At 55.8% G+C, this 18,852-nt stretch carries 20 protein-coding genes; 19 read left to right on the top strand and 1 reads right to left on the bottom strand.

Annotated features, from left to right (window positions below):
- The 19 genes from Q0336_RS00240 to Q0336_RS00150 all read left to right on the top strand — a co-directional run.
- On the top strand, nt 1-1,161 hold a 1,161-nt coding region (locus tag Q0336_RS00240), incomplete at its 5' end, for a glycosyltransferase (protein ID WP_298524052.1).
- 32 nt (nt 1,162-1,193) lie between these two features.
- Entirely contained in the window at nt 1,194-1,922 is a 729-nt protein-coding gene (locus Q0336_RS00235) for a glycosyltransferase family 2 protein (protein ID WP_298524049.1), read from the top strand.
- 281 nt (nt 1,923-2,203) lie between these two features.
- Nucleotides 2,204-2,722 (top strand): hypothetical protein, encoded by a 519-nt coding sequence (locus tag Q0336_RS00230; protein WP_298524047.1) that lies wholly within the window; start codon nt 2,204-2,206, stop codon nt 2,720-2,722.
- Nucleotides 2,723-2,959: 237 nt separating this feature from the next.
- Nucleotides 2,960-3,427: a YbjN domain-containing protein gene (locus Q0336_RS00225; RefSeq protein ID WP_298524043.1), complete on the top strand. Its 468-nt coding sequence runs from the start codon at nt 2,960-2,962 to the stop codon at nt 3,425-3,427.
- A gap of 83 nt (nt 3,428-3,510) precedes the next feature.
- Complete coding sequence (locus tag Q0336_RS00220) at nt 3,511-3,969, top strand: YbjN domain-containing protein (protein ID WP_298524041.1); 459 nt, start codon at nt 3,511-3,513, stop codon at nt 3,967-3,969.
- 137 nt (nt 3,970-4,106) lie between these two features.
- On the top strand, nt 4,107-4,625 hold the full coding sequence (locus Q0336_RS00215; protein ID WP_298524038.1) for a YbjN domain-containing protein: 519 nt from the start codon (nt 4,107-4,109) through the stop codon (nt 4,623-4,625).
- 54 nt (nt 4,626-4,679) lie between these two features.
- Nucleotides 4,680-5,141 carry a YbjN domain-containing protein gene (locus tag Q0336_RS00210; protein WP_298524035.1) on the top strand — a complete coding sequence of 154 codons (462 nt, stop codon included), beginning with the start codon at nt 4,680-4,682 and terminating at the stop codon, nt 5,139-5,141.
- A gap of 88 nt (nt 5,142-5,229) precedes the next feature.
- Nucleotides 5,230-5,682 (top strand): hypothetical protein, encoded by a 453-nt coding sequence (locus tag Q0336_RS00205; RefSeq protein WP_298524033.1) that lies wholly within the window; start codon nt 5,230-5,232, stop codon nt 5,680-5,682.
- A 305-nt stretch (nt 5,683-5,987) separates the two neighbouring features.
- Entirely contained in the window at nt 5,988-6,506 is a 519-nt protein-coding gene (locus Q0336_RS00200; RefSeq protein WP_298524030.1) for a hypothetical protein, read from the top strand.
- A gap of 78 nt (nt 6,507-6,584) precedes the next feature.
- Nucleotides 6,585-7,103, top strand: a complete 519-nt coding sequence (locus Q0336_RS00195; RefSeq protein WP_298524027.1) for a YbjN domain-containing protein — start codon at nt 6,585-6,587, stop codon at nt 7,101-7,103.
- A 238-nt stretch (nt 7,104-7,341) separates the two neighbouring features.
- Nucleotides 7,342-7,860, top strand: a complete 519-nt coding sequence (locus Q0336_RS00190; RefSeq protein ID WP_298524025.1) for a YbjN domain-containing protein — start codon at nt 7,342-7,344, stop codon at nt 7,858-7,860.
- 292 nt (nt 7,861-8,152) lie between these two features.
- Nucleotides 8,153-9,268, top strand: a complete 1,116-nt coding sequence (locus Q0336_RS00185) for a hypothetical protein (RefSeq protein ID WP_298524022.1) — start codon at nt 8,153-8,155, stop codon at nt 9,266-9,268.
- 53 nt (nt 9,269-9,321) lie between these two features.
- Nucleotides 9,322-11,034 (top strand): outer membrane protein transport protein, encoded by a 1,713-nt coding sequence (locus Q0336_RS00180; RefSeq protein WP_298524019.1) that lies wholly within the window; start codon nt 9,322-9,324, stop codon nt 11,032-11,034.
- 54 nt (nt 11,035-11,088) lie between these two features.
- On the top strand, nt 11,089-11,811 hold the full coding sequence (locus tag Q0336_RS00175) for a Bax inhibitor-1/YccA family protein (RefSeq protein WP_298524016.1): 723 nt from the start codon (nt 11,089-11,091) through the stop codon (nt 11,809-11,811).
- 82 nt (nt 11,812-11,893) lie between these two features.
- Entirely contained in the window at nt 11,894-12,766 is an 873-nt protein-coding gene (gene rfbD, locus Q0336_RS00170) for a dTDP-4-dehydrorhamnose reductase (RefSeq protein ID WP_298524013.1), read from the top strand.
- A gap of 145 nt (nt 12,767-12,911) precedes the next feature.
- Nucleotides 12,912-13,361, top strand: coding sequence for a hypothetical protein (locus Q0336_RS00165; protein ID WP_298524010.1), 450 nt, complete (start codon nt 12,912-12,914; stop codon nt 13,359-13,361).
- Nucleotides 13,362-13,534: 173 nt separating this feature from the next.
- Nucleotides 13,535-15,946 (top strand): outer membrane beta-barrel protein, encoded by a 2,412-nt coding sequence (locus Q0336_RS00160; RefSeq protein ID WP_298524006.1) that lies wholly within the window; start codon nt 13,535-13,537, stop codon nt 15,944-15,946.
- 488 nt (nt 15,947-16,434) lie between these two features.
- Nucleotides 16,435-16,746 (top strand): DUF4298 domain-containing protein, encoded by a 312-nt coding sequence (locus Q0336_RS00155; protein ID WP_298524003.1) that lies wholly within the window; start codon nt 16,435-16,437, stop codon nt 16,744-16,746.
- Nucleotides 16,747-16,827: 81 nt separating this feature from the next.
- Nucleotides 16,828-18,327, top strand: a complete 1,500-nt coding sequence (locus Q0336_RS00150) for a glutamine synthetase family protein (protein WP_298524000.1) — start codon at nt 16,828-16,830, stop codon at nt 18,325-18,327.
- 203 nt (nt 18,328-18,530) lie between these two features.
- Here the strand turns inward: Q0336_RS00150 and raiA are convergent, their stop codons facing one another.
- Nucleotides 18,531-18,818, bottom strand: a complete 288-nt coding sequence (raiA, locus tag Q0336_RS00145; RefSeq protein ID WP_021668028.1) for a ribosome-associated translation inhibitor RaiA — start codon at nt 18,816-18,818, stop codon at nt 18,531-18,533.
- Nucleotides 18,819-18,852 lie beyond the last annotated feature (34 nt).

Raw genomic sequence — 18,852 nt, 5'->3', positions numbered from 1 at the left:
ACGCCGCTCCAGCGTCTCTGGGGGCGCTTGGCTTTCCTTGGCGAGCGTCTAGAGATCTATCTGAGGAATGGACGGGATCGCAGTCGCCTCTTCCGTGTCTCGACGGCACGCCTAGGCTTTGACCTCAGTCAGCACCCTTGGGTACGAGAAGCAGATGTGCTGCATCTCCACTGGATCAACCAAGGCCTCCTCTCCCTCCACGCTCTTCGTCGCCTCTCGAAGCTCGGCAAGCCGATCTTCTCCACCCTGCACGACCTCTGGGCAGCGACAGGGATCTGTCACCTGCCCCTAGAGTTCTCCCGTGAAGGCTCCAGCCTCTGTCCTCGCTATGAGGAAGGCTGTGGCTTCTGTCCCCTCCTTGGTGGGAAGAAGAGGGAGGATCTCTCTCGTGCGATCTGGAGGCAGAAGGCCTTCCTCGCCGCTCCTCCCTTCCGCTATATCGCCGTCAGTCGCTCGGAAGCTCGCCTCTTCGAGCGAAGCCCCTTGATGCGCTCCTACGGTACCCCCTCTGTCCTGCCGAACCCGATCGACCTCGGACTTTTCTCCCCCGAGACGGCCGAAGGCGAACCGATACCCGCTTGGTGGCAAGAGGGGAGACTCTACCTCACGCTAGTTGCCGCTCGGCTGGATGATGATGTCAAAGGCCCTCATCTCCTCATGGCGATCGCCGAGCATCTGCGGGAGCGCTATCCCGAGCTTGCTTCGAGGATCACCTTCGTCCTAGTAGGTGCGATCCGTCGGGAGGGCTACTTCGATGAGCTGGCTCTTCCCTATGTGGCTCTGGGGAGTGTACGGGATCACCGCCAGCTCGCTCGTATCTATTCGCTCTCTCGGGCGCTCCTCTCGACAAGTGTCTACGAGACCTTCGGCCAGACGCTCGTCGAAGCGCTTGCCGTCGGCACGCCTGCGGTGAGCTTCCGCTGTGGTGGCCCTGAGGACATCATCGAAGAGGGCGTTAATGGCTTCCTCGTCCCTGCCTTTGACACAGCGACCTATGCCGATCGCCTCGCCCAGCTCCTCATGACGGATGCCGAGAAGGGAGGAGCCTTCTCCCGAACCTGCTGTCAGAGGAGTGTCGAGCGCTTCGGAGCTAAGGCCGTCGCTCGGGAGCTGTACGGGCTCTATGAAGCGAGTCTCCCTTGCCCCTCCGACCGATCCTAGTCTATCCCTTCGTCTTACCCATCCCTTTCGCTATGCTCCCACGCATCACGATCATCACCATCTGCTATAATGCAGCCTCTACCATCACCCGCACGCTTCGGAGCGTACAGGCGCAGACCTATCCCCATCTCGAGTACCTCGTCATCGACGGAGCCTCTCGAGATAATACCCTTGAGCTCGTCGGGGAGCTAGCTCCTCGGGCGAAGGTCTTCAGCGAGCCCGATCGGGGCATTTATGATGCGATGAACAAGGGTCTAGCTCGTGCTACAGGGGACTATGTCTGGTACCTCAACGCTGGTGATGCCCTTGCCAAAGCCACCACGGTGGAGGATCTTGTCCGAGCGACCTGCTCGGGGGATCATCTGCCCGATGTGCTCTATGGAGATACCCGCTTGATCGATGCCGAGGATCGAGACTTGGGCTTGCGTCGTCTTCGCCCGCCGCATCACCTCGACTGGAAGAGCTTCCGTGAGGGGATGCTCGTCTGTCATCAGGCCTTCGTAGCTAAGCGAAGTCTAGCGCCGAAGTACGATCTCTTCTATCGCTTCTCTGCGGATGTCGATTGGTGCATCCGCGTGCTACGGGAGGCCAAGGACACCGCCTTCTATCCCGAGGTCATCGCCCTTTACCTCAATGAGGGCACGACGACGGCCAATCATCGAGCATCCCTCCTCGAGCGCTTCGATGTGATGCGTCGCCACTACGGGCTTTGGACTACACTCTATCAGCATCTTCGCTTCCTCCTTGTCCGCAGCCGCTGATCTCCCGCTGATCTGCGAACTCGGCTCTCTGCCCTAGAGGTAGCAGTAGTGCCTCCTCGGAGGCGCTACTAGAGACTCCCTCCCATTTCTACTGTTGCCTCCGAGGCGGTGCAGGTAGAGCTGGGAGGACGTTTGCTTTGGGGCACTCCCGCTAGCCCGAGGTCTACTCCCTCGCTTCTCCCGGAGCAAGTGGAGTAAATGAAGTATCTTTGTCCACCAGCTGAGGGAAGCTAGCCCTTACCCCCTCAGCCGAGTGACACTCGATCCTATTACTTAAAGCTATGGCACTGTTTGATAAGTTTACAAAGAAGAACAACTCTACTCTAGTCCCCTCGTCCGTACTACCAGAGGTCCTCGAAGCGCTTGCCAAGGAAGGCTACCGCCCCGAGCGTGACAAGGATATTCGCATCGTCTATAAGAATGAAGGTGTCTACTGCTGCTTCTACTACCGAGAGGATGATCCTGAGTTCCTGCTGGTACGAGCCACCTTCGAGCGTGCTGCCTTCGATGATGTCCATGAGTCGTACCTCTACAAGGCTTGCTCGATGACGGACTTCGACCAGAAGGTCAGCAAGGCCTACATCGATGAGGAGGGAGATATCGTCTTCTCCGTAGAGGCCTTCCTCATGCCAGGTACGCCCGTCGATCGCCTTGCCCTGCGCATGAGCGATGCTCTGGCTTCGACAGTAGCCTTCTTCCATCGCACCCTCAAGCAGCTCACCGAGGGGCAAGGCTCGGGTGTCGGAGGCTCGGACGCTAGTGCCTCTCAGCTCCCTCCCTCAGGTAGCCTGCCCAGCTAAGAGATCTTCCCTCAAGGGGGATCCCCCATGGTCGCCCTCCCTTCTCCCAGCACGGTACTTCGCAACCAGACTTGGAGAAGGGAGGGCGACTGCCTTTAGTGCTCCGAGGAGGTCACGAGCCTTCCCCGCAAGCCCACTCGCCACCCACGGGGAGAAAGGCTACCTTTGTAGAGCGGGCGGAGAGCACTACTCCCCGCATCAAGCATCCATTATCGTTCCTTCGATTATCCTCGGGCAATGGCACTCCTTAGCAAGCTCTTCAAGAAAGACAGCACGACTTTCTCTCCCGCCTCCGTACTCCCAGAGATCATGGAGGCGCTCACTGAGGAAGGCTACCATCCCGTGCGTGATGCCGAGGTGCGGGTGGTCTATGAGGAAGAAGAGATCCTCTGCTGCTTCTACTACAGCGAAGAAGAGCCTGACTTCCTCCTCGTGCAGGCTACCTTCGAGCGGGGTGTCTTCGATGAGGCCGATGACCGAAGCCTGCATCGGGCTTGTGCTCAGCTGAGCCACAAGCAGAAGGTGAGCAAGGCTTATATCGATGAGGAGGGCGATGTCGTTGTAGCCGTAGAGACCTTCCTTTTTGCAGGCATGCCCCTTGCTCCCCTTGCGCTACATATGAGCCATGCTCTAGGGGTGGCACTAGCCTCCTTCTATTATATTCTCGAGGAGCTCTTAGGGAGGAAGCCAGCGGAAGTAGACTAAGTGAAATACCTCTATGTAGCGGACGAGGATCCTCGTCCCTAGTCTCGAGAGTCCATAATGACCCATTCAAGTAATTACTAGCGATGTCACTTTTCGACAAGTTCACCAAGAAGGAGAATAAGACTTTTGCTCCCTCCTCCGTACTTCCTACGATTATCGAGACGCTTAATCAAGCAGGATACAAAGCTCAGCGTGATACCGATGTCCGTGTAGTCTATGACGATGACGGCCTCCACTGCTACTTCTGCTACAGCGAAAGAGATCCTGAGTTCCTGCTCGCACAGGTCTGCTTCCAGCGTGAAGCCTTCCCCGCTGGTAGCGAACTACTACTTCATCAAGTCTGTGCGAAGGTGAATGCAAGCCAGAAGGCGGGTAAGGCTTATATCGATGAGGAGGGAGACCTAATGCTCACCGTGGAGGCCCTCATCCCCTCGGGTAGCCCCATCGATCGTCTTGCGCTACACATGGCGAAGGCGCTAGGTGCGACGACGGCCTTCTTCCATCGCACCTACTGGGATCTTACTGGAGATAAGGAGGAGTAAGGGGAAGAGCCTCGAGATGCTTGCTCCTTGGTCTCGGGTGACGGAGGGGCGGGCAACTGCCTACCGTCGTGTCACTCGTAGAGAAGCTGCTCCTTGCTTTGAGATTCAACACAAGTATATCTGATTACCTATTACCTATGTCCTTCCTTGATAAGTTCTTGAAGAGGGGTGGAGCGACCTTCACTCCCTCCACAGTCCTTCCTACGATCCTCGAGGTCCTCGCTCAAGAAGGCTACTGCCCTCAGCGTGATGGCCAGATGCGTATCATCTATAAGAATAAGGGCAATCCCTGCTACTTCTTCTATCGAGAGGATGATCCCGAGTTCTTGCTCGCACAAGCCTCCTTCAAGCGTGATGGCTATAGAGATGTCGATGAGCTCCTCCTTCATCAGGTTTGCTCTCGTACGAATGCGATCCAGCAGGCGGGCAAGGCTTATATCGACGAGGAGGGAGGGATGACCTTTACGGTGGAGTCCTTTATCCTGTCGGGCACGCCTCTTGGTCCCCTCACTCTACACATGTGCAAGGCTCTGGAGATGACCCTCGCCTTCTTCCATCGGACGCTTAGAGAGCTCACCGAGGCGCAAAAGGCAGCGAAGGGGGACGCAGACACGAGCACCACACTGCTCCCACCCTCGGGCAGCCTGCCCAGCTAGCCCCCTTCCCTCAAGGAGACGCTTTCTCCTATCACAATCGATCACTCAGAAGCTATGTCATTCTTTGATAAGTTTAAGAAGAAGGGGAGTGCAGCCTCCGCTCCCTCTATGGTACTCCCTGCCGTCATGGAGGCACTCACTGAGGCGGGCTTCCGCCCCGTGCGTGAGCGTGATACCCAAGTTAAGTATGATGAGGGAGGCATCCTCTGTTACTTCTGCTACCGCGAGGATGATCCCGACTTCCTGATGGCGCAGGTGGACTTCGAACGGGGTGCCTTCGGTACGGATGATGAGCTACTCCTACTCCGAGCTTGTGTGAAGACCAATGGCCGTGTGAAGGCGGGCAAGGCTTATATCGACGAGCAGGGAGATCTCTCCTTCACGGTAGAGAACTTCATCCCCTGGGGGACACCCATCAGTCTTCTTACCCTATATATGAGGAAGACGCTGGCCTCGACCGTCGCCTTCTTCCATGAGACCCTCCAAGGTCTCGCTGAGGAGGCGAAGGTAGAGTAGGAGAGAGGCCTACCTTAACCTGCTGAGGTGGGAGGACTCTCTTCCCGTCTCAAGGATCCATGATCACTCCTTCAATTCACCTTTGGCGATGGCACTCTTTGATAAGTTCACGAAGAAGACAAATATCACTCTTGATCCCTCCACTGTACTTCCTCAGATCATGGAGGTGCTCACTCGTGAGGGCTTCCATCCCGAGATTGATCGGGTGGTGCGAGTCAAGTACAAGGTCGATGGGCTCTACTGCTACTTCTGCTACTACGAAGATGATCCAGAGTTCCTACTGGTACGAGCGACCTTCGATGGGAAGGACTACGAGCACTATGGTGAGGCGCTCCTGCTTCAGGTTTGTGCACAGACGGACTTGAATCAGAAGGTTGGTAAGGCTTACCTCGATGAGGATGGCGATCTCGTCCTCTCCGTGGAAGCCTTTATCATGGACGGAGTGCCTATCGATCGTCTTGCCCTAAGGATGCATAAAGCCCTTCTCTCGATAGATGCGTACTATCATCGTGTGCTCAAGCAGCTCTCAGGGGAGCAATAAGTGTAGTCGAGGAAGCTCGAAGACGCTCCCTCCCCTGCTTCTTCCCTCGGGGAGTCTACCGAGCTAGAGGTCGTACCTATTAAGACGCACCACGGAGAGCTCCCTCCTTTCGCTTGGCTATCGCCTTCGGTGCTCACCATAGAGGAGGAGGGTAGCTTACTCTAGAGCTCGTTCACAAGCATCAGGATGTCCTCACGGGTGAGCCAGAAGGTAGTGAGGCAAATGAAGTACCTTTGTCTAAGAGGCAAGAGGCTGTGTCCCTTGCCCCAGATCACAGCAGTATTAGATCCTATTGATAGCAAGCGATGGCCCTGTTTGATAAGTTCACGAAGAAGCTAAATATCACTCTTGATCCCTCCACTGTACTTCCTCAGATCATGGAGGTGCTCGCTCGTGAGGGCTTCCGACCCGAGCGTGATAGGGAGATCCGCATCGTGTACGAGGCGGATGACCTTATCTGCTACTTCTACTATAGTGTAGAAGATCCAGAGTTCCTGCTGCTACGAACGACCTTCAGTCGGAAGGACTACGAGCGCTATGATGAATCGCTATTGCTGAAGGCTTGTACACAGACGGACTTCATCCAAAAGGTTGGCAAGGCTTATCTCAAGGATAATGGCGATATAGTCTTCTCCGTGGAGGCCTTTATCATGGATGGAGTGCCTATTGATCGTCTAGCCCTAAGGATGCATAAAACCCTCGTCATGATAGATACCTACTACCATCGTACGCTCAAACAGATCGCAGAGGAGCTAGAGGAGGGAAAGGCAGGCACGAAGGAAGATGCCTCCCTGCTCCCACCCTCGGGGAGCCTGCCCAGCTAGCTGCAGTACTTATCAAGACTCCCCCATTAGGAGCATCTCCAGCCCCCCCGCAGTATTAGATCCATTTGACAGAAAGCGATGGCCCTGTTTGATAAGTTCACGAAGAAGACAAATACAGCTCTTGATCCCACCTCCGTACTACCAGCGATCTTTGAGGCGCTCGCTCGTGAGGGCTACCGCCCCAAGCGTAGTCAGGAGACACGTATCATATATAAGGTGGATGGGCTTGTTGGTTGCTTCTTCTACCGAGAGGACGACCCAGAGTTCCTCATGGTACGAGCGTTCTACGAAAGGAAGGACTACGAGCGCTACGATGAGGCACTCCTGCTGAAGGCTTGTGTTCAAGCAGACTTGGAGCAGAAGGTGGGTAAGGTTTGCCTCGATGATGATGGCGATATCGTCCTCGCTGTAGAAGCGTTTATCTTCCCTGGAGTGTCTATTGGTCGTCTTGCCCTAAGAATGAGTAAAGCGCTCAGCTCAGTAGATGCCTGCTTCCATCGCACCCTCAAGCAGATCACGCAGGAGCAAGAGGAGGCGACGGGTAGCTCGAAGACGGACTCCTCCCAGCTCCCACCTTCGGGGAGTCTACCAAGCTAGGCTTAGCTCCCATAAGGATATACCGATAGAAGTGTCCTCCCTTCTCTACAGTATGAGCTTCGGCGCTCACCGTGGAGGAGGGAGGGCATTTCTTTTAGGGCTCGCTTGCCGGCGCTGAGCTCGCCCCGCTGGTGTGCGGGGAGGGAGTGGGGCAAATGAAGTATCTTTGTATAGAAGGTGAGGGAACTTATCCCTAGCCTTAGAGACCCACGATATTAGATCTGTTTGACAGAAAGCAATGGCATTCTTTGATAAGTTCAAGAAGAAGATAAGTACCGCTCTTGTGCCCTCCTCTGTACTCCCGATGATCCTCGAAGCACTCGCTAAGGAAGGCTTCCGCCCGACACGTGATACCGAGGTCCGCATAGAGTACAAGGATGAAGGTATCTACTGCTACTTCTGCTACCGAGAGGATGACCCTGAGTTCCTGCTGGCGATGGCTAGCTTCGAGCGTGATGCCTTCGATGAGGCTGATGTGTCGCTCCTGCATGCTGCCTGCGACAAGACGAACTACGACCAGAAGGTCGGCAAGGCTTATATCGATGACGCAGGAGATGTCGTTTTCACAGTGGAGGCCTTCATCATGTCGGGCACGCCCATTGATCGCCTTGCACTACGTATGAGGAGTGCACTAGCCTCGACGATCAGCTACTACCATCGTACGCTTAGGCAGCTCTCCGAAGAGCTGACGACGGGGACGGGAAGTGCGGAGCAGGCTGCCTCTCAGTTCCCTCCCTCGGGAAGTCTGCCGAGCTAGATCTATACCTCCGCCTACAGCCCTAGGGAGAAACCTAAGTAGGCTGTACGAATGACTGCTTTGAGTACCCTTGTGAAGCCATCCTGACGGCGAAATGCTAAGATCCCGAGACAATGTGTCACAACTAAGCGCTTTGGCTAGTTGTTTGTATTTAGGGAGGAAAGGGTAACTTTACCGCCACTATGCCCCCAGCTTAGCTCCCCTTATCCCGCCTCAGAGAGTGGCGCTGGAGCTAGCCCCGACAAGGGGGCACTCGCTTGAATGACTAAATCACAAAGACGCTACTGGACTTATGAAGACAATGAAGCTATTCCTCCTCATAGGAGTAGGTCTCCTATGGGGTACGGCTGCTCTCGGGCAGAACGATAATAAGTACCTCGATGATGCCTACTATCGTCGCAGTGATCTGCGTAAGATAGATAAGGAGGAGCGCCGTAAGGCTGAGCTCCGCCGAGCTGCCGAACGTGCCGAGCGTGAAGCTTGGGAGAAGGAGCAGGCAGCGCTCATCGCTAACTATAAGAAGAAGCAAGCGGATCGTGAGCTCGATGCCTACAACGGACATCTCACGCTCCCCGAGGATACCATCACCCTGACACGTGCTGAGCTGGGTCGCCTCCTGAAGGAGCAGCGCTCTAGCGACTACCGTGGGGATGCTGACCCCGAGGTCTATGGACCTTACTCCTCTCGCCTCAACCGCTTCTATGGCCGAGGCTCGATGACCATCCAAGGGGCACGCCGTGTCTATATCGATGCCGATCCCTGGTACTCGGATATGGACTACCGCTATTCGGGCCCCGATGTGTATGTACGTGTCGGCTCTCGTGATCCCTACTGGGGCAGCCGCTGGGGCTGGGGAGCTAGCTGGGGCTGGGGCTCGTGGTACGATCCCTACTATAGCTATGGCTCCTACTGGGGCTATCCTCGCTACTACGGTAGCTGGTATGGGGGCTACTATGATCCCTACTACTATGGCTACTACCGAGGCTACTATGGTGGCTACTACGGCTCGGACTATGGCTACGGATATGGTAGCTACTACGACTACTATCCTGGCTACTACTACGGCTACGCAGCAGGAGCTGCTACCCGTGCCTACAGGGAGCACTACTACAACAATCCCTATTCGCATGGCGCTCGCTCGGGGGCACGCCGCTCAGGCTACTCAGCTTACTCCTCTGTGCGTGATGGAGGCTACACCAATCCTCCTCGCTCCTACGACCAGTACTCCACCGATAAGGATAATAGAGGCTACTGGGACGATTCTCGCCGTCAGCAGCAGATGCGTCAGGAGCCCCAGCGTACCTATGAGTCTTATCCTCAGCGTAGCTATGACCGCAGTGCTTCGCAGACGAACAATTCGCAGAACTCTGGAGGCGGTGGCTCTACGACACCTCCTCGCCGACGCTAAGTGCGCTCTCAGTAATTCTGCATTTTCCTCCACTTCACTAGATATTTAGACCGATGACCTACACGCATAAGATCTTAGGCATGCTGGCACTGAGCCTCCTGCCTTTCTCCCTCTCTGCGCAGAGTGAGACCGAGGCCTTCCGTCTAGCTTCTCCCTATGAGCCTGCGGGGTCGGCACGCTTCGCCGCCCTCTCGGGGGCTATGGGGGCTGTCGGCTCCGATGTCTCTTCGCTGGTGCGCAACCCAGCAGGGATCTCCCTCTATCGTGGTGCCAATCGTCTCTCCCTGACCCTAGGGGCGGGCTTCGGCTCCGACCGAGGCTCTTGGTATGGGACGACCACGGGGACTGACCTCGGGACGAAGTTCCTCTTCGAGGAGTTCTACTATCAGGCGGGGACCAATAGAGCCACTCGTGGTCCGCTGTCCTTTGCCTTTGCCGTCCGCAATGCAGGACGCTTCGATCGGGAGCTCAACGCTGAGGCTCTTCTGCCCAAGGAAGGAGGCTTCACCTCTCTGGCGGACTACGCTGCAGGGCGCACCAACAATGCGCGCTACGACAACGCAGGCCTAAAGGGAGTTGATCACTACTTCTCTATGGGCTACCTCCAGTCGACCGATGCTTTCTCCAATGCCTATGTACCTTGGATGTCCATCCTCGGAGCTAGCTCGGGCTGGATCAATCAATCGGGGAAGCGCTTCCACTCGAACTACATATTCAATACCGACCCCAATGGCAATCCCTACCCACAGCCGAGCATAGGCCTTCCAGACAAGGCTAACCTGCAGCTTCGGGAGAAGGGGTCGATCACGGACTACGACATAGCGCTTGGCTTTGAGTCCAGTGATGCGCTCCACTTCGGGACGGTACTGACGCTTTCTTCGCTGGACTATGAGCTCAGCTCCTACTACAAGGAGACCTTCCGTGAGAACTCTTCGCTGACGCTCCTCAATCGCAAGAGTGTCTCGGGCTTCGGCGCTCGCCTAGGTCTCGGGATGATCTATGAGGTAGCCGAAGGCTTGCGTCTCGGAGCCTCCCTCTATACCCCCAACTTCTACAGTATGAAGATGGACTTCCAGGGTGAGGGACATGGTGTGGCTCAGGGCAAGATAGGCTCTGCTGGTACTCCTAAGAGTGCAGCTAACGCTTACAACCTTCGTGGGCCATGGCGCTTCGGCCTCAGCGGTGCCTATGTCATCGGGCATCATGGGATCCTCAGCGCCGACTACGAGTATTCGACACTCGGACATCTACGTCTGACCAATGCATCTACCGACGATTACGAGCAGAGTGATGCTGGCTTCGAAGAGGACAATGCTCGCCTGAAGACCAACTACCGAGGTGTACATACCCTGCGTCTCGGGCTCGAAGCGATGCTGACTCCACGCATCGCCCTCCGTGGGGGCTACCGCTACTCTTCTTCGCCTGTGAAGAACCCTCTGCTTAAGGGCGACCAAGCACGTACCGAGACGCTTGTCTCTGGACCTATGGTGCACTATACGCTCCCCGACGTGCAGAACAGCTTCTCTCTCGGTACTGGCTTCCGCCTCACGCCAAGCCTCTCCCTCGATCTAGCTTACATCTATACCGAGGCTAAGGCACGTACGTTCGCCTTCCCCTACCTCAATGACTACGGCACGTACTTGGAGGCTTCGAATGCCGACATCCAAGCAGGGAAGGTGCGACCCGATGCCCTCGATGGGCTGAAGGCCATCAGCGAAACCAACACCCGTCACAAGGCTGTAGCTACCCTGTCCTTCCGCTTCTAGCGAAGGGACGGGGGAGCTCCCCCATATACACAGACAATTCTCTAATTAAGCACTATGGATAATTCTCAGATCTCTACCCAAGGAGGACATCAAGACTACAACTTTGCCTCCGCATTCCCCTCGCTCCAGAAGCAGGCTATGCAGCGTACCTTTGTTTGGATGGCTCTCGGTCTGGCGATCACTGGGCTTACGGCGATCTTCGCTGCTGACTCCAACTTCACCAACACGCTACTCTCAAGCTCGGGCCTCTTCTATGGGCTCCTCATCGCTGAAGTTGCTCTGGTGTGGTTCCTCTCTGCTCGGATCATGAAGCTTAGTATCCCAGTAGCGACTGCCTCCTTCGCTTTGTACTCGGTACTCAACGGGCTGACGCTTAGTCCGATCTTCTACTTCTATACCGAGGCCTCGATCGCATCAACGTTCTTCGTCACAGCAGGGACGTTCGGGGCGATGGCTCTCTTCGGCTATGTGACCAAGCGTGACCTGTCTCGCTGGGGAAGCCTGCTCTATATGGCGCTCATTGGGCTCATCATTGCGAGTGTCGTCAATTGGTTCCTCGCCAGTACTACACTGATGTGGATCACCACGTACGCAGGGGTTCTCATCTTCGTCGGGCTCACTGCCTACGACACGCAGAAGATAAAGCAGATGCTCTGGGAAGCAGCGGGCGACGAAGAGTTGTCTAAGCGCGTCTCCTTGATCGGAGCTCTGAGCCTCTATCTTGACTTCATCAACCTCTTCCTCTACCTCCTTCGTATCCTTGGACGTAGAAGATAAAGAGGGACACCTCCTATATAGAAAGGGTGAGGCTACAGCGTAGGCCTCACCCTTTCTTTGGTATCCATACATCACGCTACAAATGAATATACTCGTAACAGGTGCGGGTGGTCAGCTGGGGCAAGAGCTTCAAGAGGCCGTACAGACCCGATCAAGTCAGCACACCTATCACTTCTGCGACCGAGCTAGTCTAGACCTCTCGGATGCTTCGGCGCTGGAGGCTTATCTTCAGAAGCATGACATCCAGCTCATCATCAATGCCGCCGCTTACACCGCCGTAGATCGTGCGGAGGACGAGCCCGAGCAAGCTGACCTCGTCAATCATCAAGCTGTCGCCACACTCGCTCGCCTAGCGAAGGAGCGGGATGCCTTCCTCCTGCATGTCTCCACCGACTATGTCTTCTCTGGGGATGCCCATACTCCCTATACCGAGGATGCTCCTACGGCTCCGCTGGGTGTGTATGGCCGAACCAAGCGCCTAGGCGAAGAGGCGATCCAAGCCTCGGGAGTACGGCATCTGATCCTGCGCACCTCGTGGCTCTATTCGGCCTACGGGGCGAACTTCGTCAAGACGATGTGCCGCCTGCAGGGGGAGCGTCCCGAGCTTCGTGTGGTCTTTGATCAAGTCGGTTCTCCCACTTGGGCAGCGGATCTGGCTCGCTTCATCTATGAGGTCGTCGAGCAGGAGAAGCTGGATGTGCAGGGGATCTTCCACTACAGCAACGAGGGTGTTTGCTCTTGGTACGATCTGGCGGAAGCCGTGCGTCAGCTCACGGGGAGCACTTGCAAGATCCTCCCCATCCGCAGTGCCGAATATCCGACGAGAGCTCAGCGCCCCGCTTACTCCGTCTTCGATAAGTCTCGACTGAAAGCAGCCTTCACTCTGGAGCTCCCACACTGGCAGGCCTCGCTGGCTCGCTGTATCGCCCAGCTCCAGTCTTCTCCCAAGAAGTAGGGAGATCACGAGCGAAAATACCTAGATACAATGATTGTGCATCCTGCTAAATCCTCATTTCTTTGTCGCACCGCTTCCCGTGTGCCTTCCCCTTGGACTTGAGCGGCTCCTCATTGATCCCTAATTATAACGACAAGATACACGAATGAAAAAGCAATCGATGCTCTTCCCCCTAGCGCTTGTAGCGCTCTTCTTCGGGCTGGCCTTCGCCTCCTGCAAGGAGACCACGAAGCAAGCTGCAGAAGATACCCTTCACCTGGCAGGTACAGAGTGGGTGGACTCCACGGGGACCTTCACCCTCCACTTCAATAGCCCCGAGGAAGTCCAGCTGCGTCTGAATCATGCTGGATCACCTATGGGGGAGATGAAGTACAACATCGCCTGCCACCTCTCGGGCGATACGGTCTATATCGATGAGTATAAGAAGACGACTCCCTTTGGGCGCGTCACTATCCTCAAGGACTTCAAAGGGGTAGTAGCTGGTACTTCGCTAGCGGCAAGCTTCGTGACTTCGGATGCTAAGGTCGAGGCTGGAGCTACGTTCCCCACCTTCACCGAAGTCTCATTGGAAGAAGTGATCTTCAGTAAGAAGTAGCTTCGAGGAAAGACCGATCCCTCCCCTTAGATACAGCCTCAGCGATGGAGTTAGCTCCATCGCTGAGGCTGTCTTCTTTCTAGGATACGGAGTTAGAATGTAGTAGGGTGTTGTGTGGTTCGGAAGAATGTGTACCTTTGCTGTGTAACACTGATTGATTACACCTGTTCGATATGAGACACTCTTTCTTCCTACTACTATTCTCTTTCCTTGCGATCGGGGGTACATGGGCACAGACACCTAGGACGGCTATCCGTGGTATCCTACTGCGCTCTGGTGATCGCACCCCTGTAGAGTTTGCCAATGTCCTCCTGCGCTCCCCGAAGGACAGCACGATGGTGACGGGGGCGGTGACCGACTCGCTGGGAGCCTTCCATCTACCAGTCGCTGTCGGGAATTACCTCCTCGAGGTACGGGCGCTGGGCTACGAGCCCTTGGTCAAGAGCTTGACGCTAAGTGCGGGTACGCTTGACCTTGGGGAACTTCTCCTTCGTGAGGATGCTCAGGAGCTCAAGGCCGTAGAGGTCACGGCCAAGCGCCCCATCATCAGTCGCCGAGCTGACCGCTTGGTCTTCGACGCGGAGCAACTTGCCCTCGGGGCGCAGAATGCGCTGGATGTGCTGAAGAAGACCCCTGGCCTCCATGTCACTGATGAGGCGGTCTCGATCATCGGTCGGGGCAAGGTCATCGTACTGATCAATGATAAGCGTGTCCGCCTCTCGGGTAAGGCGCTCGTCGACCTCCTACGCTCCTATACCCAAGAGGATATCGCTGAAGTGCAGGTGATCACCACACCTCCTGCCAAGTACGAAGCAGAGGGGAATGCTGGGATCCTCAATATTGTCCTCAAGCGTGCGAAGAACGATTACCTCGGGGGGAGTGCTTCGCTCGGCTATGGTCTGGAGCGAGGTCAGTCAAGCTACAATGCCTCTACCAATCTGAACTATCAGCAGGGGAAGCTCTCGGCTTCGCTCACCCTCAACGGCTCGACCTACGACTACAAGGCGGGCTTCGACACCTACAAGACCTACCCTTCGACGGCCCTCTATTCGGAGAGCCTCAGCCAGATGAAGCTCAAGAGCAAGGACTATGGGATCCGTGGCGGTCTGGACTACGCCTTCACCCCAGAGCTCACGATAGGGGTGACGGGCTCCTATACACCAGAGTGGCAGAAGTTCACCCGCACGAATATCACGAAGAACTATAAGATGCTTCCCTCTGGAGGACTAGAGCAACTCCTCCGTGTCCCTGCCCAAGGACTCGAAGATAACTACGTGGGCTATAGCTCCCTGAACCTTCATCTGGAGAAGACCTTTGCCAGCGCTCCTGGGCGCAAGATCTCCTGGGACGCTGACTATGTCGGCTACACCTCGTCGGGGGATCATGACTTCGCTTCGACCTCCGAGACCCCACAGGGGCATCGCCTCCCAGATCTAGACTTCGCCTATACCTCTGCTACGAGACAGTGCACCCGCTCCTACCTAACGAATGTGGATCTGACCCTGCCTCTAGGGAAGACGATCCTCAGTATGGGGGCGAAGGGGACGTGGACACGTACCGACAACCGCAATACCTATCATCGCCACACGACGCTGGGGAAGCGGGACGATGCGATCCTCTTCGACGAGCATGTCTACGCCCTCTATGCCGACGTCACTCAGCCTCTGTCGGAGCAGTGGGAGCTCCGTGGCGGTCTACGCATGGAGTACACCCATGCAGCGGGCGAATCCCAAGGGCATGCCCGCCTCAATCTCAAGGACTATGTCAACTTCTTCCCCACCGTCTATCTGGGCTACAACCCTAGTGAGCGCCACGCCTTCAACCTCGAAGGGACGGTACGCCTCGACCGCCCACATTTCGGTCAGCTCTCCCCCTATCCCTCCTATGAGAATCAGTATAGTCTGATGGTAGGGAAGGAGGACCTTCGGGCTTCGAAGCGGGGCTCGGTGACACTCGGCTATACCTTCGGAGGGAAGCTGAATTTCCAGGCCACGGGTTCCTATCTCTGGGATGGGATCGCAGCGGTCGTCACCCTCGACCCCAAGACCAACGAAGCACGCTACCAAACGGACAATGCCGAGACGCAGTACAGTTTCGGTCTGGAGAATAGCTACTACTTCACCTCGCTCTCCTTCCTGCAGTGCTACGTGCAGCAGAGCCTGTACTATACCTCCTCCAATCTTGCTCAGCAGGGGCAGACTCGGAGCGAGGACAAGGGCTTCTCCTACAGCGCTAGCCTCAATGGGACGGTCTTCTTCAACCCCTCGAAGACCTTCACCGGCACCTTCTTCCTCTCCTACCTTTCGCCCCAGATCGCCAATGGAGGGCGCATCTCCTCGATGTGCTTCACGGGGGTAGGTCTCTCCTATGCCCTCCTAGAGGGTAAGCTACGCTTCACGGCAAATCTCAACAACCTCATTCGTACGGACAGCCACCTCACGATGGTCTCCGAGGGGAATAAGATCGAGGTCGTCAACTACATGCCACTTCATACCTTCGATGTGGGAGTCTCCTACTCCTTCGGGGCTTCGCTCTCGAGCAAGGAGCTTAGTAAGAATGCTAAGGCACTCCGCTCACGTATGTAGAGGAGTGCCGATCGGATCAGTGCGGATCTGAGAAGGAGTACGGCTCGGGGAGGAGGCTCCTCGGGTCGTACTCTTTCTTTTCTTGGGGCGGGGGAAGATGCCCCTCCTGAGAGACCTTTTGTTGAGAGGCTTTGGGAGGGGTAAAAAACGACCTACGGTAGGTCGCCAAAGAAACCTACTGTGGGTCGTCTCACCGACCTACCGTGGGTCGTCTCACCGACCTACCGTGGGTCGGCAAGGCGACCTACCGTAGGTTTTATTTTAGCGCTAGAGCAAGGTGCCTCCGAGCCCAGTGTCCGAAGCTGGGGTTTCCCTAGGCTGTAGCAGGAAGTTTTGAGGGGAATTTACCCCTGATTTTCTAGGGCAAGTATCTATCTCCTAGAGGCTTGGTGTGGGGCTTAGTCAATGTGTCGAGAATTGTGTGTCGTAGGGGGTAGTTTGTACTACTTTAATGTGTATATTTGCTAGTGCATTCGAAGACTCAGGATATGGACGAAGGACGCATCGCACGAGTACGTGAGATGGAGGACGCTCTCAACAGGTGGGTGGACCTCGGCAACAGGGGAGAGGCTCTCCTGGAAGCTATGACTGCGGATGTCCAGAGTCTCGAGAAGCTCATCGCTTACTACTGCTCGCCTGACTGGCGACGTGACTACGAGGATAGCAATCAAGGACTCTTCCCCGAAGATCTCCCTCAGGGAGTCCTCAGCCAAGATGCGGTCTTCGACCTACTCACCCAACTCCAAGGTCTCGTAGAGATCGTCCAAACGCTAGATCATCGCTTAGAGCAAATCCACTAAGAAGTCCCTGGGTAGCGACACCTCACCCGCAGGATGAGATGCCCCCCTGACTATCATACTAAACACCTACATCAAACAACTATGCAGTACAGCCTCAATCCCATAGCTCGTGCTATCGGGAAGGAACCCAAGGCCTTCACCAAGGCAGACATCATCAAGTACATCCTCGACGAGAACATCCACGAGATCAACTTCCGCTACACGGCAGCTGATGGACGCCTCAAGGTGCTGAACTTCGTCATCCAAGATGAAGAGTACCTCGATGAAGTCCTCTCCTCTGGGGAGCGTGTGGACGGATCCAGCCTCTTCCCCGGTCTGATGGAAGCAGGGTCGTCTGACCTCTATGTCGTGCCTCAGTTCGCTTCGGCCTTCATGGACCCCTTCGCCGAAGAGCCCACGATCTCCTTCTTCTGTGCTTACATGGACAAGAACGGTCAGCCTCTCTCGGCAGCTCCCGATGAGATCCTGCGCCGTGCCGCTCAGGCCTTCCGTGAAGTGACAGGTGGACTGGAGTTCTACGCCATGGGCGAACTCGAGTACTATGTCATCGATGAGCAGCAGGATGGCTACGAAGCTGTCGACCAGCGTGGCTACCACGAGATGGGCCCCTTCAGCAAGCAGATCGACTTCCGTGCTAGGGCTATGCGCCTCATCTGCGAATGCGGTGGTCAGATCAAGTATGGCCACGGCGAAGTAGGTAACTTCACCGCCGATGGACTCAACTACGAGCAGAACGAAATCGAATTCCTCCCCGTACCCGTCGAGCAGGCTGCTCAGCACCTCCAGCTCGGGAAGTGGATCCTCTTCGAACTCGGCTGGAGAATGGGGCTTAAGGTCACCTTCGCTCCTAAGATCATCGTCGGTAAGGCAGGTAGTGGTATGCACGTCCACACCAAGATCGTCGATAAGAATGGTGTGAACCAGTATGTCGACAAGGCTGGCGAACTCACGGCTACCGCACGCAAGGCTGTGGCTGGTATGATGAGCCTCGCTGCTTCGCTCACGGCCTTCGGGAACACGAACCCCACTTCTTACCTGCGTCTCGTACCTCATCAGGAAGCTCCTACGACGGTATGCTGGGGTGACCGCAACCGCTCTGCTCTGGTACGTGTACCCCTCGGCTGGAGTGCAGAGGTCGATATGTGCAGCATCATCAACCCGCTCGAAACGCCCAGCGACAAGCGCTACACCAACAAGCAGACGATCGAGTTCCGTGCTTCGGACGGCTCAGCTAATCTCTACCTCCTCCTGGCAGGTATCTGTACCGCTGTCCGCCATGGCTTCGAGATCGACAATGCTGAGCAGCTCGCCAAGGATACCTATGTGGCTGTGAACATCCACAAGGATGAGTTCGCAGGTGCCGTGGCCCATCTGGATAGCCTGCCCGCATCTTGCGTCGCTTCGGCAGAGCGCCTGCGCCAGCATCGTGCTATCTACGAAGCTCGTGGTGTCTTCGATCCGATCACGATCGATATGCTGATCCGCAACCTCGAGGCTTATCAGGATGGAGATCTCCGTGCTAAGGCACAGGCTGATCCTCAGTTCCTCAAGGAGCTCGTCGATCGCTACTTCTACTGCTAAGGTCCTTCCTTCTCTGTAGCCTCGGCTACGGGAAGCTGATACAAGTAAGCCCCAGACCCTCGCTAGGCGAAGGTCTGGGGCTGCTATTAGGTAGCTCCATCCTATGCTAAGAAGATGGAGCTCCCGTCTAGATAAAAGAAAGCCCCCGATAGAGATGCTCTCTATTGGGGGCTCTTGTGTATCGAGGCAAGCTCGGTACGGGCTTAGGCTTCCTTATGCTTCTCGAGCTTGCGCTTCAGTACATCGATGCAGTTATCTATAGCTTCCTCGAAGCTATCTGCAGTCTTGTCTACGAAGAAGTCTGGGCCATTGACCTTGAGCTTGATGGATGCTTCCTTGTTGTTGGAGATTTCGGGCTTGACAACCTTTAGGACGACTTCGGCGCCTTGGATGTCATCTGCGAAGCGATTAAGCTTATCGAGCTTCTTCTGGATGAATGCCTTGAGCTGCTCTGTGGCATCGAAGTGGATGGCTTGAATTCTGATGTCCATAGTTGAATAGCTTTTAGTTCCCCTCGAGGGGGCG

Origin of the sequence: uncultured Porphyromonas sp. (assembly GCF_938039215.1) — a bacterium.
Classification (GTDB): domain Bacteria; phylum Bacteroidota; class Bacteroidia; order Bacteroidales; family Porphyromonadaceae; genus Porphyromonas.
This window is presented reverse-complemented; position numbering and strand designations above follow the sequence as displayed.

Coding starts and splice junctions, on each gene's coding strand:
- Q0336_RS00195 (WP_298524027.1), top strand. CDS start 6,585: ATGGCCCTGTTTGATAAGTTCACGAAGAAGACAAATACAGCTCTTGAT.
- rfbD (WP_298524013.1), top strand. CDS start 11,894: ATGAATATACTCGTAACAGGTGCGGGTGGTCAGCTGGGGCAAGAGCTT.
- Q0336_RS00185 (WP_298524022.1), top strand. CDS start 8,153: ATGAAGACAATGAAGCTATTCCTCCTCATAGGAGTAGGTCTCCTATGG.
- Q0336_RS00155 (WP_298524003.1), top strand. CDS start 16,435: ATGGACGAAGGACGCATCGCACGAGTACGTGAGATGGAGGACGCTCTC.
- raiA (WP_021668028.1), bottom strand. CDS start 18,818: ATGGACATCAGAATTCAAGCCATCCACTTCGATGCCACAGAGCAGCTC.
- Q0336_RS00180 (WP_298524019.1), top strand. CDS start 9,322: ATGACCTACACGCATAAGATCTTAGGCATGCTGGCACTGAGCCTCCTG.
- Q0336_RS00150 (WP_298524000.1), top strand. CDS start 16,828: ATGCAGTACAGCCTCAATCCCATAGCTCGTGCTATCGGGAAGGAACCC.
- Q0336_RS00190 (WP_298524025.1), top strand. CDS start 7,342: ATGGCATTCTTTGATAAGTTCAAGAAGAAGATAAGTACCGCTCTTGTG.
- Q0336_RS00175 (WP_298524016.1), top strand. CDS start 11,089: ATGGATAATTCTCAGATCTCTACCCAAGGAGGACATCAAGACTACAAC.
- Q0336_RS00215 (WP_298524038.1), top strand. CDS start 4,107: ATGTCCTTCCTTGATAAGTTCTTGAAGAGGGGTGGAGCGACCTTCACT.
- Q0336_RS00200 (WP_298524030.1), top strand. CDS start 5,988: ATGGCCCTGTTTGATAAGTTCACGAAGAAGCTAAATATCACTCTTGAT.
- Q0336_RS00165 (WP_298524010.1), top strand. CDS start 12,912: ATGAAAAAGCAATCGATGCTCTTCCCCCTAGCGCTTGTAGCGCTCTTC.
- Q0336_RS00205 (WP_298524033.1), top strand. CDS start 5,230: ATGGCACTCTTTGATAAGTTCACGAAGAAGACAAATATCACTCTTGAT.
- Q0336_RS00210 (WP_298524035.1), top strand. CDS start 4,680: ATGTCATTCTTTGATAAGTTTAAGAAGAAGGGGAGTGCAGCCTCCGCT.
- Q0336_RS00225 (WP_298524043.1), top strand. CDS start 2,960: ATGGCACTCCTTAGCAAGCTCTTCAAGAAAGACAGCACGACTTTCTCT.
- Q0336_RS00235 (WP_298524049.1), top strand. CDS start 1,194: ATGCTCCCACGCATCACGATCATCACCATCTGCTATAATGCAGCCTCT.
- Q0336_RS00220 (WP_298524041.1), top strand. CDS start 3,511: ATGTCACTTTTCGACAAGTTCACCAAGAAGGAGAATAAGACTTTTGCT.
- Q0336_RS00230 (WP_298524047.1), top strand. CDS start 2,204: ATGGCACTGTTTGATAAGTTTACAAAGAAGAACAACTCTACTCTAGTC.
- Q0336_RS00160 (WP_298524006.1), top strand. CDS start 13,535: ATGAGACACTCTTTCTTCCTACTACTATTCTCTTTCCTTGCGATCGGG.